The 13,533-nt window shown below is 58.5% G+C and carries 13 protein-coding genes; 7 read left to right on the top strand and 6 right to left on the bottom strand.

Features of this window, described 5'->3' with window-relative positions; all coding sequences use genetic code 11:
• Positions 1-2 precede the first annotated feature (2 nt).
• Positions 3-593 carry an NAD(P)H-dependent oxidoreductase gene (locus Z947_RS0113890; RefSeq protein ID WP_025044897.1) on the bottom strand — a complete coding sequence of 197 codons (591 nt, stop codon included), beginning with the start codon at positions 591-593 and terminating at the stop codon, positions 3-5.
• Between the two features lie 106 nt (positions 594-699).
• Between Z947_RS0113890 and Z947_RS0113885 the strand changes: the two genes are divergently transcribed.
• Entirely contained in the window at positions 700-1,272 is a 573-nt protein-coding gene (locus tag Z947_RS0113885; RefSeq protein WP_025044896.1) for a TetR/AcrR family transcriptional regulator, read from the top strand.
• Positions 1,273-1,326: 54 nt separating this feature from the next.
• Here the strand turns inward: Z947_RS0113885 and bmt are convergent, their stop codons facing one another.
• The 3 genes from bmt to Z947_RS0113870 form a co-directional block, all read right to left on the bottom strand.
• Entirely contained in the window at positions 1,327-2,340 is a 1,014-nt protein-coding gene (bmt, locus tag Z947_RS0113880; RefSeq protein WP_025044895.1) for a betaine--homocysteine S-methyltransferase, read from the bottom strand.
• A 15-nt stretch (positions 2,341-2,355) separates the two neighbouring features.
• A complete protein-coding gene (locus Z947_RS0113875; RefSeq protein WP_081781154.1) occupies positions 2,356-4,236 on the bottom strand; it encodes a phosphatidylglycerol lysyltransferase domain-containing protein in 1,881 nt (626 codons plus the stop codon).
• 132 nt (positions 4,237-4,368) lie between these two features.
• Positions 4,369-4,686, bottom strand: coding sequence for a DUF1476 domain-containing protein (locus Z947_RS0113870; protein WP_025044893.1), 318 nt, complete (start codon positions 4,684-4,686; stop codon positions 4,369-4,371).
• Between the two features lie 160 nt (positions 4,687-4,846).
• On the opposite strand from Z947_RS0113870, the gene purC reads away from it, so the two are divergent.
• From purC to purQ, 3 genes are all read left to right on the top strand, one after another.
• The gene (gene purC, locus Z947_RS0113865) at positions 4,847-5,608 is read left to right on the top strand and encodes a phosphoribosylaminoimidazolesuccinocarboxamide synthase (protein ID WP_025044892.1); all 762 of its coding nucleotides are present in this window, start codon (positions 4,847-4,849) and stop codon (positions 5,606-5,608) included.
• A gap of 67 nt (positions 5,609-5,675) precedes the next feature.
• Positions 5,676-5,906 carry a phosphoribosylformylglycinamidine synthase subunit PurS gene (gene purS / locus Z947_RS0113860; RefSeq protein ID WP_025044891.1) on the top strand — a complete coding sequence of 77 codons (231 nt, stop codon included), beginning with the start codon at positions 5,676-5,678 and terminating at the stop codon, positions 5,904-5,906.
• Positions 5,906-6,574: a phosphoribosylformylglycinamidine synthase subunit PurQ gene (purQ, locus tag Z947_RS0113855; protein ID WP_025044890.1), complete on the top strand. Its 669-nt coding sequence runs from the start codon at positions 5,906-5,908 to the stop codon at positions 6,572-6,574. Before purS ends, purQ begins: the two co-directional genes overlap by 1 nt.
• Before the next feature lie 687 nt (positions 6,575-7,261).
• On the opposite strand, the gene Z947_RS22545 is transcribed toward purQ, so the two are convergent.
• Positions 7,262-7,720, bottom strand: coding sequence for a tyrosinase family protein (locus tag Z947_RS22545; protein WP_420804512.1), 459 nt, complete (start codon positions 7,718-7,720; stop codon positions 7,262-7,264).
• Here Z947_RS22545 and Z947_RS22540 point away from each other — a divergent pair.
• Both Z947_RS22540 and Z947_RS0113845 read left to right on the top strand, forming a co-directional pair.
• Complete coding sequence (locus Z947_RS22540) at positions 7,700-8,371, top strand: sensor histidine kinase (RefSeq protein WP_412556189.1); 672 nt, start codon at positions 7,700-7,702, stop codon at positions 8,369-8,371. The two genes, Z947_RS22545 and Z947_RS22540, sit on opposite strands and share 21 nt — an antisense overlap.
• A 3-nt stretch (positions 8,372-8,374) precedes the next feature.
• Complete coding sequence (locus tag Z947_RS0113845; protein WP_025044888.1) at positions 8,375-9,709, top strand: sigma-54-dependent transcriptional regulator; 1,335 nt, start codon at positions 8,375-8,377, stop codon at positions 9,707-9,709.
• A 38-nt stretch (positions 9,710-9,747) separates the two neighbouring features.
• Here Z947_RS0113845 and Z947_RS0113840 read toward each other — a convergent pair whose 3' ends face one another.
• Positions 9,748-10,038 (bottom strand): hypothetical protein, encoded by a 291-nt coding sequence (locus tag Z947_RS0113840; protein ID WP_025044887.1) that lies wholly within the window; start codon positions 10,036-10,038, stop codon positions 9,748-9,750.
• Between the two features lie 565 nt (positions 10,039-10,603).
• On the opposite strand from Z947_RS0113840, the gene Z947_RS0113835 reads away from it, so the two are divergent.
• On the top strand, positions 10,604-13,501 hold the full coding sequence (locus tag Z947_RS0113835) for an Rne/Rng family ribonuclease (RefSeq protein ID WP_025044886.1): 2,898 nt from the start codon (positions 10,604-10,606) through the stop codon (positions 13,499-13,501).
• Positions 13,502-13,533: the final 32 nt, after the last annotated feature.

Below are 13,533 nucleotides of genomic sequence, written 5' to 3'. Positions count from 1 at the left end.
GGCTAAGCGCCTTCGCGCGCGATGGCTTCGACCTTACCCAGCCACTTATTCGCCTTTTCGGGGGTGGCATTGCCCGCCGGTGCGAAATGACTGATTTTGACCGGTTTAAAGCCGACAAACCGGAATATCTGCCCCTTGATCTGGCGCAACAGTGCGTTTCGGTAGAACAGGGAAAAGAAAATACCGGGCGTGTCGGAAAGAACAATCGCCCTTGCGCTGCGCCCTTTCAGCATGGGTTGCGGCATCCCGAGTGTCCGTTTTCTGGTGTCAAAGGCCCATCCCGGCAGAAAGACCCGATCGATCAGCCCTTTAAGCTTGGCCGGCAGGCCGCCCCACCACATCGGCGTGGTCAACACCACATGCTCGGCCCATTCGATGTCGGCCTGAACGGCCTCAAGGCAAGGCTCCAAGGGTTTGTGCTGCGCATACCCCGCGAACCCGTAATCCATATCAAAATCAATATCATGCAGATGGGTGATGCGGACCTCATGTCCGGCCTTTTGGGCGGCCGCAGCATAAGTTTGCGCCATGGTTTTGGTAAGGGACGTGGCGGCGGGATGGCCGTTTAAGACAAATATACGTTTGCTGGTCATGGGTTTTCCTAACGATTTCAAATTTATTGACCGCGGTCATATTTGAGTGACTCGCCCCGGTCAATCATAAATTGACCGTGGTCATTAATTTCTGTAGGAACGCCCCATGAGCAAACCCGTCCAAAAACGAAGTCAGGCCACACGCGCCAAGCTGATCGAAGCCGCAGAAAAGGCGATTGCGTCAAAAGGTTATGGCGCGATGCGCGTGGAGGATGTGGTTCACGAAGCAGGCGTCGCAAAAGGCACTTTTTTTGCGCATTTTCAGGACAAAGACGTTCTGATGGATCTTCTGATCGGTCAGGAGATCGAAACCTACCTTGATGCTTTTGAGGAAATGGCACCGCCGGACAGTGTGGATGAACTCGTGAAACGGCTGATGCCGCTGATGAATTTCATGAGCAGCGAGAGATATGTTTTTGATGTGATCCTGCGCCACTCGGGTGCGGCCGCGAAAGAGGAGATCGGCCCGATTGCCCGGACCTTCGAGCATCAGGTTGTGATTTTTATCCGTTGGTTGACGGAAAAACCGTTTCGCAAGGATGTCTCGCCACTTATTCTTGCAGAAGGCATTCAGGCCTTTGCTGTTCAGTGCATTGGCCTGCAATTTTGTGCAATCAATCGCGAAGAGCCGATGCACAGCAGGCTAACACAATACCTGAACGCATGGTTGTCGCCTTAATATCGGGCGGCGGCGTGCACCGCCCGATATAAATGATTTGGCAGGGGCCGCAGCTTATCCGCGACGCCGTCCTTTGCGCGGCGCGCGCACGGGGCCTTCGCCATCTGTGCCATCGCTAGCCGATGAAAAATCGCCCAAGGCGGCAACGATTTCGGCAAGCTCGGGCGCGCTGCCTTTCGATGTTGTATCAAGGGCTTCACGCATGGCCGAAAGGTGGTTCGGCATGGTCCCGCAGCAGCCGCCGATGATGGACGCACCGCAGTTGCGGGCCATCACAGCATATTGTGCCATTAATTCGGGTGTGCCGTCATAGTGAATATGACCATCGACGTATTTCGGGATTCCTGCATTGCCTTTGGCAACGATAGGCCGTGTGCTGCCTTTGCCCGCGAAACCCAAAACCGTGCGCAACAGGTCGGATGCGCCCGTGCCGCAGTTGGCCCCATACGCCAGCGGCGCATTATCCAACCCTTCGACCATGTCCACCATGCCTTCGGAGGTCAGCCCCATCATGGTACGCCCTGCGGTGTCGAAACTCATGGTGCCAACCCACGGAAGCCCCGCCAATGCAAAGCCTTCGGCGGCGGCGGCGTATTCTTCGGCGGCGCTGATGGTTTCCAGCCAACCGATATCGGCACCCCCCGCCTTAAGCCCGTCTGCGGTTTCGTGAAACATCTCGACAGCAACCGAGTGGCTCAATGTGCCGACCGGCTCCATAATTTCGCCCGTTGGTCCAACGGAACCCGCAACAATCACTTTGCGGCCAGCGGTATCCGCGATCTCGCGCCCGATTTCAGCCGCAACACGGCTTAGTTCGTGGGCACGTTTTGCCGCGTTATGCAGTTTCAACCGCGAGGCGTTCGCCCCGAAACTATTGGTCAGAAACAAATCACTGCCCGCATCTACAGCCCCTTTATACAGGGTGCGGATCTTTGCAGGTTCGTCCGTGTTCCAGAACTCCGGTGGCTCACCGGACATCAGCCCCATGTTGAACAGGTTCGTGCCTGTTGCGCCATCGGCCAGAAGTGTGCCTTTTTCGGCCAGAAGATCGGTGAATGCATTGCTCATGGGGTACGCCTGTCTTTAGGAATTAGGCTCCCCCTTCCACGGCGGGCATTCCAAGGCAACCTCATATTCTTCATGTTGTTTATGAGCAGGGCCGAAAGTCGGCAACGGGCGGGGGTGGTGCACCTCGCTGGCGATGTCGGCAAGGGCAAGGACCAGCGATCCTGCTGACGGGGCCGCTGCGTATTTCGGAACATAGACAGGGGCAAAACCTGCCTTGAACTGGCGCAGTCCTGGATTGGAAAAGGACCGGCGAAACGGCCCGCTGTATTTCGACCACGCCGGCATATAGGGCACGGCGGCAAGGCTGAGCGCCGGTTTGCCCTCAGTGCGGGCGGCATCAATGGCGGTTTTCACAAGCAGATGCATGGTGCCTTGTGGTACATCGGGCAAATGGCGCATCAGATCCAGACAAGGCGCGGAGGGGTCGCTGTGAAAGCTGGCATAGGCGATCAACTGCCCGTCCAGATGCGCCAGATAGACGTCTTGCACCGCCAGATAATCAGGGCAGAAACGGCCCATTGTGCCGCCACGTGCGGGACCTTGGGCGGTTTGCCATAAGGTGTCGATTGCGGCCATCGCTTGTAAGGGCAGGGTGCCGGATGGGGCACGTGTCACCGTGACGCCGGCCTTTTGCGCCTTGCGTAATTTGCGACGCAGGCTGCGTTTGTCGGGGTGGTTCAGGTCAAAGGCAGGCAGGTTGATCACACAGTCCTGCGCAACCTGCACCACGCACCATCCGCTTTTGCGGGCGGCAACGGCGGTGCGGGCACCGCACTTATATACGCAGGGGCTTAGGGCGTGACTTGCGGCTTGGCCCTTTAGATCCGCCAGTGAAGCCTGCGGGCGTCCGCTTGCGGGATCAAACAGCAGGGTTGCGGTTTGTTGCGTGAACCACAGCGCATAAGACCCCGTGCGGTGATGTCGGATGATACCGCCATTCTGCGCCAATACGCCAAGCTCTGCCAATTGCTGACCCTTTGGAACGGGTGGGGCGGGGATCACCGGCGGGGCATGTTTTGTGCAAAAGACGAACAGAACCGCCAGCATAGCGGGAATGGCATAATAGAGCGCGCGAAAGACCAAGACCGCGGTGATCAGATCGGCGGGTGCGACGTGCGGCAGCAAGGAAATCAAGGTTAGTTCGAAGGGGCCCACACCCCCCGGCGCACCTGACAGCATGGCAGCGGCAAGGGCCAGCAGGAACACCGGCAAAAAGGCGGCGAACCCCAGATCCGGCGCAGGGATCAGGATGTAAAAGGCAAGGGCGGCTGCCAGCACGTCCAGACCCGCCCAGCCCAGAATGGCGTGCACCGCTTGCAGGCTGGGAATGCGCATGTGGTGTCTGATGCGCGCGCAAACCGGCGCAAAGCTGAGTGTGATCAGGGTCAAGGGGAGGCCGGCTGCGATAACAACAGCAGGCAAGAACGCCCAAGAGGGCGCAGGCAGGATCAAACAGGCGAGGGCCGCCAGAAACGCCAGTGCGCTCATGAAAGTGACAGAGACAAAGACCGACAGGCGCATTGCGGACTTCAGCCCGAAGTGGGGCAGCATGCGCCAGCGCACGGCGGCCCCTGTGAAGACGCCGAACCCGACGGTTTGCGCGATGGCAATGGCGCACAGACCGCTTTGACGCGCCAGTGCCGGATCAACGCGGGTGCGGAAATGGCGATGTGCCAAACCGTCATAGCGTGCCACCGCCCATAGGCTGATGCCGCAAAGCGTAGCGGCCAGCAGAAAAAGTCCTGGCGGCAAGGCAGCAATCGTTTCTGGCAGGCTGGACAAGAGGGGCGGATCAAGCACATCCGCCAACATCCACAGGCTGACACCCATGATCAGGAATGGCGCAGATATCCGCCCGACTGCGGTCCAAGACGCAGCCCTAAACTGTCGCTTCATACCCGATCTTCCCCAAGCTTGTCCCCCACAGGCAGGATAGCGGGGGCGGGCCGTCCAATTCGTTAACGCTTGGGGCGCGCGCGGGCGAAATGCGGTTTCTATTCGAGGAGAAACCGCATCAATTTGTCAGGATCAGTCGGCTTCCTGCGCGATTTGCGCTTTGGCTTGCGCCATCAGTTCGGCCATCTTGGCGCGCAGGGTGGCTTCGTCCGTTTTGTCACCCAGATCACCGGATACCTTGCGATAGACATCTTCGTGACCGGCCTCTTCAAAATCGGATTTCACAACCTCACGCGCATAATCCGCTGCGGCCTCGCCGGTTTTGCCCAGCAGCTCTGCCGCCCAAAGGCCCAACAGCCTGTTGCGCCGTGCATCGGCCTTGAACTGCATTTCTGCGTCATGGGCAAACTTGTTTTCAAAAGCGTTTTCGCGGTCTTTGAGAGATGGCATCAAATGCACTCCTGTTTGCGGTTAAGGTGAATAACAGATGTGTACCCCGGTGGTTTTTAACAAGATGTTTGCGATTGCTTGCAGCAGAGGGGGGCATAGATTAAGAGGGCGATAACAGGCGCCGGAGAGTCCCTCCGACCCGTATCCCGAAAGGACGCCCATGGCCCGGCGCACAAAGATCTACGAAGGCAAAGCAAAAATCCTGTATGAAGGCCCAGAGCCCGGGACAATTGTCCAATATTTCAAGGATGATGCCACCGCGTTCAACGCCGAGAAGAAGGACGTGATCGAAGGCAAGGGGGTGCTGAACAACCTCCTGTCCGAGTATTTCATGAAGGGTCTGAATCAGATCGGCGTGCCGACGCATTTCATGAAACGTTTGAACATGCGCGAACAGCTGGTGCGTCAGGTCGAGATTGTGCCGCTTGAGATCATCGTGCGCAATTATGCGGCCGGAACAATGTCCAAACGTCTTGGCATCGAAGAGGGCACACAGCTGCCGCGCCCCATCGTTGAATATTGCTATAAAGACGACAAGCTGGGCGATCCTTTGGTCACCGAAGAACATATCGCGGCCTTTGGTTGGGCCAGCCAGCAAGACATGGAAGACATCCTGAGCCTTGCGTTGCGGGTGAATGATTTCATGTCGGGTGTCATGTTCGGCGTCGGCATCAAACTGGTGGATTTCAAGATCGAAGTCGGTCGGGTCTATGATGGCGATTTCCAGCGGTTGATCATTGCAGATGAAATCAGCCCCGATTCCTGCCGTTTGTGGGACATCGAAACAGGTCAGAAGCTGGACAAGGACGTGTTCCGCCGCGATCTGGGGTCATTGACGGATGCCTACACGGAAGTGGCCAAGCGGTTGGGCGTCATGCCCAAATCCTCGACGCCGATGACCAAACCGACACTTATTAATTGATACCGGAACATCCCGTGGCGGACCGCGGGATTGAGTTTAGTAGCAAGATGAAGCTGGGGGACGCGCTATGAAAGCACGGGTGCATGTGATGTTGAAGAATGGTGTGTTGGACCCGCAGGGCGAAGCGGTGCGCCACGCGCTCGGGGCCATCGGGTTTGATGGCGTGAACGGTGTGCGTCAGGGCAAAGTGATCGAACTGGATCTGGCTGAAGGATCGACCGAAGCTGATGTGAACGCGATGTGCGAAAAGCTGCTCGCGAACACGGTGATCGAAAGCTACTCGGTGGAGATGTCCTGATGCGTGCCGCAGTTGTTGTGTTTCCGGGGTCCAATTGCGACCGCGATCTGGCGGTGGCTTTCGAGGCCGCAGGATGTCAGGTTGATATGGTGTGGCACAAGGACAGCGAGTTGCCGCAAGGCGTTGATATCGTGGGTGTTCCGGGTGGATTTTCCTACGGCGATTATCTGCGTTGCGGCGCAATTGCCGCGCAGTCGCCGATTGTGAAGTCGGTAAAGGCACACGCGGAACGCGGCGGCTATGTCATGGGCATTTGCAACGGGTTTCAGGTGTTGACGGAAACCGGTCTGTTGCCCGGCGCGTTGCTGCGCAATGCGGGGCTGAAGTATATTTGCAAAACCGTGGGTTTGCGGGTCGAGACCGCGCAAAGCGCTTATACCGAAGGGTATTCGGTTGGGGATGTCATAGATATTCCGATTGCGCACCACGACGGTAACTATTTTGCCGATGCCGACACGATTGCGCGTCTACAGGGCGAGGACCGCGTGGCCTTTACCTACACGGACAACCCGAACGGGGCGCAGGCGGATATTGCCGGCATTCTGTCGCAGAACCGGCGCGTGTTGGGGATGATGCCACACCCCGAACGGGCGGCAGACGCGGGCCATGGCGGCACCGACGGACAGGCGCTCTTTCGCGCATTGGCAGGGGCGCTGAGCACCGCGTGACTTGAGTGCGTCGCGCGCCCTGAGTAGGGTGGCGGCATGAGCGAGACCTCCTCCATAAGCAAACCGGCGTTGACCATATCGTGGCGCGTGCGTCTGGCGATCGGGATGATCCTTGTGCTGGCGGTGGTGGTGATTTCGGTCACCAACAACCTGCTGACCAACCGGTTCACCGAAAGCACACGGAACCGCGCCGAGCTGCGGATCGCGCTTTATAGCGGCAACCTGATGGCCGAGTTGCGCCAGAACGCGATTGTGCCGCAGCTGTTGGCGCGCGATCCCTCGTTGATCATTGCTTTGCAGGAGGCGGATTATTCCCTGTCGACCCAGCGCTTGATTTCCTTTGTCGAAGAGATCGGTGCCGCGTCTTTGATGTTATACGATATCGACGGGCGCACTGTGGCAGCAACGGATCGTAACCGTTTGCAATCGCTGCACAAATCAGCGCCCTATTTCGTGGATGCAATCCGCGCGAATGTCACGATTTTCAGCGTGATCAAGCTGGAAGGGGGCGGGTACAAATTTGTGTATTCCCGCCGCATTCAGGCGGGCGGCGACACCTTGGGCGTGATTGCGGTCGAGGTGGATCTGCAAAAGTTCGAACGTGCCTGGGCCGGTATTTCCGATGCGGTGATCGTGATGGACAGCGCAGGAGAGATCATTCTGGGCACGTCACCACGCTGGCGCGGGTTAAGCGAGGCTGAAGCCCTTGTTAATACCTCGCCTCAATCCGCGATCGAACGCGCGATCAAGGCCACGGCCGATTGGACCGCGCTGCCGGCCGACGCCTATTTGCAGGGCGAAGCGGTGATGCGTCTGGAACACCGGATCGCCTTTCGTGGTTGGCGTATGATCAGTTTTACCACCTATGAGAGTGTGCGCGAACGGGTGAATGCCGTTCTGGCGTTGGAAGTCATGGGGTTTGCGATTCTGCTGGCTTTGGCGTTTTATTTTCTCAGCCGGCGCACGGCGGGGCGATTGGCGATCTTCCAGCGCGAGTCGGCCAAACTTCGCGCATTGAACGTGGCCTTGCAGCGGGAAATCGCTGAGCGCAAAAGGGTTCAGGAAACGCTGGCGGTGGCAGAACAGACGCTGGAGCAATCCAGCAAACTGGCGGCATTGGGCGAAATGTCGGCGGCGGTCAGCCACGAATTGAACCAGCCTTTGGCCGCGATGAAGACCTATCTGGCGGGGGCGCGATTATTGCTGCGCCGCAACCGGCCTGACGAGGCGCTGTCGTCGTTCGGACGCATTGACGATTTGATCGAACGGATGGGCGCGATTACGCGCCAGTTGAAATCCTATGCCCGTAAGGGACAGGAGGCGTTTTCCCCTGTAGATATGGGTGCGGCCCTCGCGTCCTCGATGTCCATGATGGAACCGCAGCTGCGCCAGCGGCAGGTTGAAATCGTGCGCATTCTACCCGATGAACCGGTGATCGTGATGGGCGACCGGATGCGGATCGAACAGGTTTTGGTGAACCTGTTTCGCAATGCTCTGGACGCCACCAAATCCGAACGGAACCCGCAGGTTGAGATCATCCTGTCAGCCGGTGAAACGGCGACTTTGACGGTACGCGACAACGGTCCCGGCATTGCTGATCTCGACGCGCTGTTCGAACCGTTTTACACCACCAAGCAACCGGGGGACGGTGTCGGCTTGGGGCTTGCCATCTCCTCGGGCATCGTCAACGACCTTGGCGGACGGCTTACAGCGCGCAACGGACAGGCGGGCGGGGCGGTCTTTGAGATGCAATTGCCCATCATGGGCGAAAAGAACAAAGTAGAAGCAGCGGAGTAAACTATGGCTCAGGCGATGAAGATTGCGATTGTCGATGACGAACAGGACATGCGTCAGTCGATCAGCCAGTGGTTGGCCTTGTCGGGGTATGACACTGAAACGTTCGGATCAGCCGAAGATGCGTTGAAAACGCTGGGGCCGGAATATCCGGGCATCGTGATTTCCGACATCAAGATGCCGGGGATGGACGGCATGCAGTTTTTGAAAAAGCTGATGGGCAGCGACAGTGCCTTGCCCGTGATCATGATCACGGGGCACGGCGATGTGCCGATGGCGGTTGAAGCGATGCGCGTGGGGGCGTTTGATTTTCTGGAAAAACCGTTCAATCCCGACCGGATGAGCGAGCTGGCGAAAAAGGCCACCAATGCGCGGCGTCTGGTGATGGACAACCGCGCCTTGCGGCGTGAATTGTCAGACGGCGGGCAGTTGATGAAAAAGCTGATCGGCCAGTCGCCGGTCATGGAACGTCTGCGCGAAGATATCCTGGATCTGGGGCAGGCGGACGGTCACGTGCTGATCGACGGCGAAACCGGCACGGGTAAAACACTGGTGGCGCATGCGCTGCATGCTGTCGGGTCGCGCGCGGGCAAGAAGTTCGTGCTGGTCTCTTGCGGGGCGTTGGAAGAGGACATGCTGAGCAAGCGCTTGTTCGGCCCGATGTTGCCGGAAGATGCGCAGTTGCCGGCCATCGAAGAGGCGCGGGGCGGAACGCTGGTTCTGGAAGATGTCGAAGCTTTGTCAGAGACATTGCAAGCGCGTTTGTTGAGCGTGATCAACGAACAGGGCACCCCGGCGGAAACGCGGATTGTCGCGATCTCGAACTTGCAAGAGGCGGGGCGTACCTCGGAAGATGTGTTGCGCAATGATCTGTTTTACCGTCTGGCGGCTTTGCGTATCACTGTGCCGCCGCTGCGGCAGCGCGGCGAGGATATTCTGACGCTGTTCACCCGTCTGAGCGAACAGTTCTCTGAGGAATACGGCTGTGACACACCGCAGGTCAGCGCACAGGAAGCGGCGCAATTGTTGCAGGCCCCGTGGCCGGGCAACGTGCGCCAGTTGATCAATGTCGCGGAACGCGCGGTTTTGCAGTCGCGCCGCGGCTCGGGCACGATTGCATCGCTGTTGATGTCGGATCACGAGGAAATGCAGCCGGTGATGACGACCGAAGGCAAGCCGCTGAAGGAATATGTTGAAGCCTTCGAGCGGATGCTGATCGACAACACAATGCGCCGTCACAAAGGGTCGATTTCATCGGTGATGGATGAACTGTGCCTGCCGCGCCGTACCTTGAACGAAAAAATGGCAAAGTACGGGCTGCAACGGTCGGATTACCTGTAGCCACCGGCTAAACGCGTGCCGGAACGGTTGGCCAAAGGTCAGCCGTTCTGGCGCTCGACGATTTCGATGGCTTTGCCGTTTTCGTCGGTCACACAGGTCCACATTTTGGCACCGGGCACATCAACGATAAAGCGGTTCAGTTCGATTACGGGAATTGTGGTGTTGATCGCCACATTCGCAGCACCGGTTTCGCCTGCCACAGCCGCAACACAGCTTTTCTGACCCCGCAGTTCGGCCAAGGCGACAGGATCATTGGCCACGGCCAATTCATCACAAGCGACAAGCCCCAAAAGGGAAAAGCCAAGTACGGAGCGGGTCAGAATATGCATGGAAAGTCCTTCGGGTCTTTAAAATGGTGCAACGTGGATGGATGCACCAGCCCAAGCCGGCGCACTTATGCGCGGCCAGATGAGCCTGAACGGGCAGATTTTGTCAAGCAACCCCCGTCCGATTTGCGGTTTTGAGCAGGTGAAAGAACATTGCCCATTGTGTTCTGCAGGCCAATCCCCTTATCTAAGTGTAACAAGGATATGTCGCGCAATGGCGTCACAGGTCCTTGGCTAAGAGTTTCGCTGCTTGTGGCAGCCCCTTGCTGGGCACGCAAACAGACCGATTGGGCCGGAAACGGCCAGAGAACCACTGACGTTGGACGGGCAAGCCCATGACGATGTTCAGTATATAATGGATGCGGCGGGCCGGACCGGCATGATCGCATCGGAGAAGAACCGCGATGACGCGCGCAGGAACGACGAGCAGGAACGGACTGGCCTTTTCAGGCCCCGTTTCGCTGTACAGTGTACTGGCGCCGTCACCCATCGCCCTGACAAGTCACACCGCAACGTCACAAGCTCCCCCGGGGGCTGGTCTGGCGCATGTGCTGTGCATAGTGAAAACATGCCTAAGAAAATGCTTATCGATGCCACCCACGCGGAAGAAACCCGCGTTGTTGTGGTTGATGGAAACAAGGTCGAGGAATTTGACTTTGAATCCGAAAACAAACGCCAGCTAGCTGGCAACATTTATCTGGCCAAAGTGACGCGCGTAGAGCCGTCGCTACAGGCCGCTTTCGTGGACTATGGCGGCAATCGCCACGGTTTTCTTGCTTTCTCGGAAATCCATCCCGATTATTACCAGATCCCTGTGGCCGACCGTCAGGCGCTGCTGGAAGAAGAGCGCGCCTATGCCGAAGCGCAGGCAGCCAAGGATGACGACGAGCCCAAGCCAAAGCGCCGGTCGCGTTCGCGCAGCCGCTCCAAGCCCAAGGCCGAGGATGCTGTGTCGGCGGACGCCAAGACCTCGACCGAGATCGAGGGCATGGAAACCGTTGATCTGAGTGACGACGATGATGTCGAAGTGGACGCAAACGAGGCGTCTTCGCCGATGGAACGGGTGCCGGAAACGCCGGTAGGAACCCCCGAAGTCACCGCTGAGGATGACGCAGAGGGCGAAACGCCTGCTGGCGAAACGACATCGGACGACAGCGCAGCTGAAGACAGCGCAACCGACGGCGACAGTGACGCCGACGGCGAGGATGAAGCCAAAGCAGCAGATGCCACGTCCAAGGACGAAAGCATCGAATCCGTTGCCGATGAGGATGACAGCGAAGACATCCGGCCGGTGCGCAAGCCACGGCCGCGCCGCTACAAGATTCAAGAAGTCATCAAGATGCGCCAGATCCTGCTGGTGCAGGTCGTTAAGGAAGAGCGCGGCAACAAGGGCGCTGCCCTCACAACCTACCTGAGCCTTGCCGGCCGGTACTGCGTTTTGATGCCCAACACCGCACGGGGCGGTGGCATCAGCCGCAAGATCACCAACGCCGTTGACCGCAAAAAGCTGAAAGAGATTGCCAACGAAATCACTGTGCCTTTGGGCGCGGGGCTGATCGTGCGGACCGCCGGTGCCAAGCGCACCCGCGCCGAGATCAAGCGCGACTATGAATATCTGCAGCGCCTGTGGGAGCAAATCCGCGAGCTGACGTTGAAATCCATCGCGCCCGCCAAGATCTACGAAGAGGGCGACCTGATCAAACGCTCGATCCGTGATTTGTATAACCGCGATATCGACGAGGTGTTTGTCGAGGGCGAGCGCGGCTACCGCATCGCCAAGGACTTCATGAAAATGATCATGCCGTCGCACGCGAAAAACGTGAAACGCTATGAGGAAAACCTGCCGCTGTTTGCGCGCTACAAGGTCGAAGACTACCTTGCCGGCATGTTCAACCCGACGGTTCAGCTGCCCTCGGGCGGGTATATCGTGATCGGCGTGACCGAAGCGCTGGTGGCGATTGACGTCAACTCTGGCCGCGCGACCAAAGAAGGGTCCATCGAACAGACCGCGACAAAAACAAACCTTGAGGCAGCCGCCGAAGTGGCACGCCAGCTGCGTTTGCGTGACCTTGCGGGCCTGATCGTCATCGACTTCATCGACATGGACGAACGCCGTAACAACACGGCTGTCGAAAAGATGATGAAGGACAAGCTCAAGACCGACCGCGCGCGCATTCAGGTGGGCCGGATTTCGGGTTTTGGCCTGATGGAAATGTCGCGCCAGCGTCTGCGTCCCGGCATGATCGAAGCCACGACACAGCCTTGTGTGGCCTGTCACGGTACCGGTTTGATCCGGTCGGACGACAACCTTGCCCTGTCGATCATTCGCCACATGGAAGAAGAGGGCACCCGTCGCCGCACCCGCGAAGTGTTGATCAAGGCCCCTGTGGGCATTGCAAATTTCCTGATGAACTCCAAACGCGAACATGTCGCGCAGATCGAGGCGCGTTATGGCATGGCCGTGCGCATCGAAGGGGACCCGCATCTGGTCAGCCCGAATTTCTCGATGGAGAAGTTCAAAACCGCAACCCGTAATGTGCCGGTCGCCGGTGCGCATGTGGTGTCGGTTGATACATCCCTGATGGATCAGATTGACGAGGCCGAAGCCGAAGCCGCAGAGGCCGCCGAAGCCTTGGCCGCTGCAGAAGAGGCCGAAGACACGCAAGAGAAATCCCAGAACTCCGGTCGCGACAACAATGGTGAACAGCAGCTGGATGCCGATGGCAAACCCAAGCGCAAGCGCCGTCGCCGTCGCAGCCGCGGGGGCCGTGGCAAGAACAACGGCGAAAACCGTTCGGATGACGCGGATCAGAATGGCGGACAGAACGACGCCGCACCAGCTGACGCTGCCAATGTTGATGCCGCACAAGCCGATGCAGCGCAGGCCGATGCGCCACAAGCCGACGCACCAGCACAAGCGAACGCCAATGAAGCCGTCGAGGATAAGCCTAAAAAGCCGACCTCGCGCAGCCGCACCCGCAAGCCCAAGGCGGAGCCCAAAGCCGACGTAGAAACGGTTGCGGAAGCTGTAGCAGATGCGGATGCTTCTGCGTCCGAGCCTGTAGCGGAAGCTGTGGAAGCCACGGAAAAGCCCAAACCCAAACCGCGCAAGCGTACGACTGCGGCCTCTAAAAAGGCGAAAGCCGCAGAGGAAGCTTCTGGCGAAGAAACGCCAGCTGAAGAGAAGGCCGAGCCGGTTAAGGAAGCAAAGCCGAGGAAACCGCGCGCCAGCCGTGCGAAACCAAAGCCGAAGGTTGAGGAAAAAGCTGAAACGGTTGCCCCCGCTGTGCCTGCGGAAGAACCGGCAACACCGGCAGCTGTAGAGCCTGCGCCGGTTGCGGCAGAGCCGGTGCCGGTTGCATCCGCGCCAGTGCCTGAACCGGTTGCTGCGACACCTGATCCCGAGCCGGTAGTGGAAGAACCGAAGAAGCCCAAGAAAAAGGGCTGGTGGTCATTGGGCCGCTAAGCTTTCCCGCGTATTAAAACGATAAAGGCAGG

This window comes from Sulfitobacter geojensis (genome assembly GCF_000622325.1).
Lineage (GTDB): Bacteria > Pseudomonadota > Alphaproteobacteria > Rhodobacterales > Rhodobacteraceae > Sulfitobacter > Sulfitobacter geojensis.
The sequence above is the reverse complement of the archived record's forward strand: the minus strand, read 5'-3'. Positions and strand labels throughout refer to the sequence as shown.

What these genes read in the sequence shown, in the direction of transcription:
- Z947_RS0113890 (WP_025044897.1), bottom strand. Translation starts at nt 593, where the DNA reads ATGACCAGCAAACGTATATTTGTCTTAAACGGCCATCCCGCCGCCACG.
- purC (WP_025044892.1), top strand. Translation starts at nt 4,847, where the DNA reads ATGGCCCGGCGCACAAAGATCTACGAAGGCAAAGCAAAAATCCTGTAT.
- Z947_RS22540 (WP_412556189.1), top strand. Translation starts at nt 7,700, where the DNA reads ATGTCGGCGGCGGTCAGCCACGAATTGAACCAGCCTTTGGCCGCGATG.
- Z947_RS0113835 (WP_025044886.1), top strand. Translation starts at nt 10,604, where the DNA reads ATGCCTAAGAAAATGCTTATCGATGCCACCCACGCGGAAGAAACCCGC.
- Z947_RS0113885 (WP_025044896.1), top strand. Translation starts at nt 700, where the DNA reads ATGAGCAAACCCGTCCAAAAACGAAGTCAGGCCACACGCGCCAAGCTG.
- purQ (WP_025044890.1), top strand. Translation starts at nt 5,906, where the DNA reads ATGCGTGCCGCAGTTGTTGTGTTTCCGGGGTCCAATTGCGACCGCGAT.
- bmt (WP_025044895.1), bottom strand. Translation starts at nt 2,340, where the DNA reads ATGAGCAATGCATTCACCGATCTTCTGGCCGAAAAAGGCACACTTCTG.
- Z947_RS0113870 (WP_025044893.1), bottom strand. Translation starts at nt 4,686, where the DNA reads ATGCCATCTCTCAAAGACCGCGAAAACGCTTTTGAAAACAAGTTTGCC.
- Z947_RS0113875 (WP_081781154.1), bottom strand. Translation starts at nt 4,236, where the DNA reads ATGAAGCGACAGTTTAGGGCTGCGTCTTGGACCGCAGTCGGGCGGATA.
- purS (WP_025044891.1), top strand. Translation starts at nt 5,676, where the DNA reads ATGAAAGCACGGGTGCATGTGATGTTGAAGAATGGTGTGTTGGACCCG.
- Z947_RS0113845 (WP_025044888.1), top strand. Translation starts at nt 8,375, where the DNA reads ATGGCTCAGGCGATGAAGATTGCGATTGTCGATGACGAACAGGACATG.
- Z947_RS0113840 (WP_025044887.1), bottom strand. Translation starts at nt 10,038, where the DNA reads ATGCATATTCTGACCCGCTCCGTACTTGGCTTTTCCCTTTTGGGGCTT.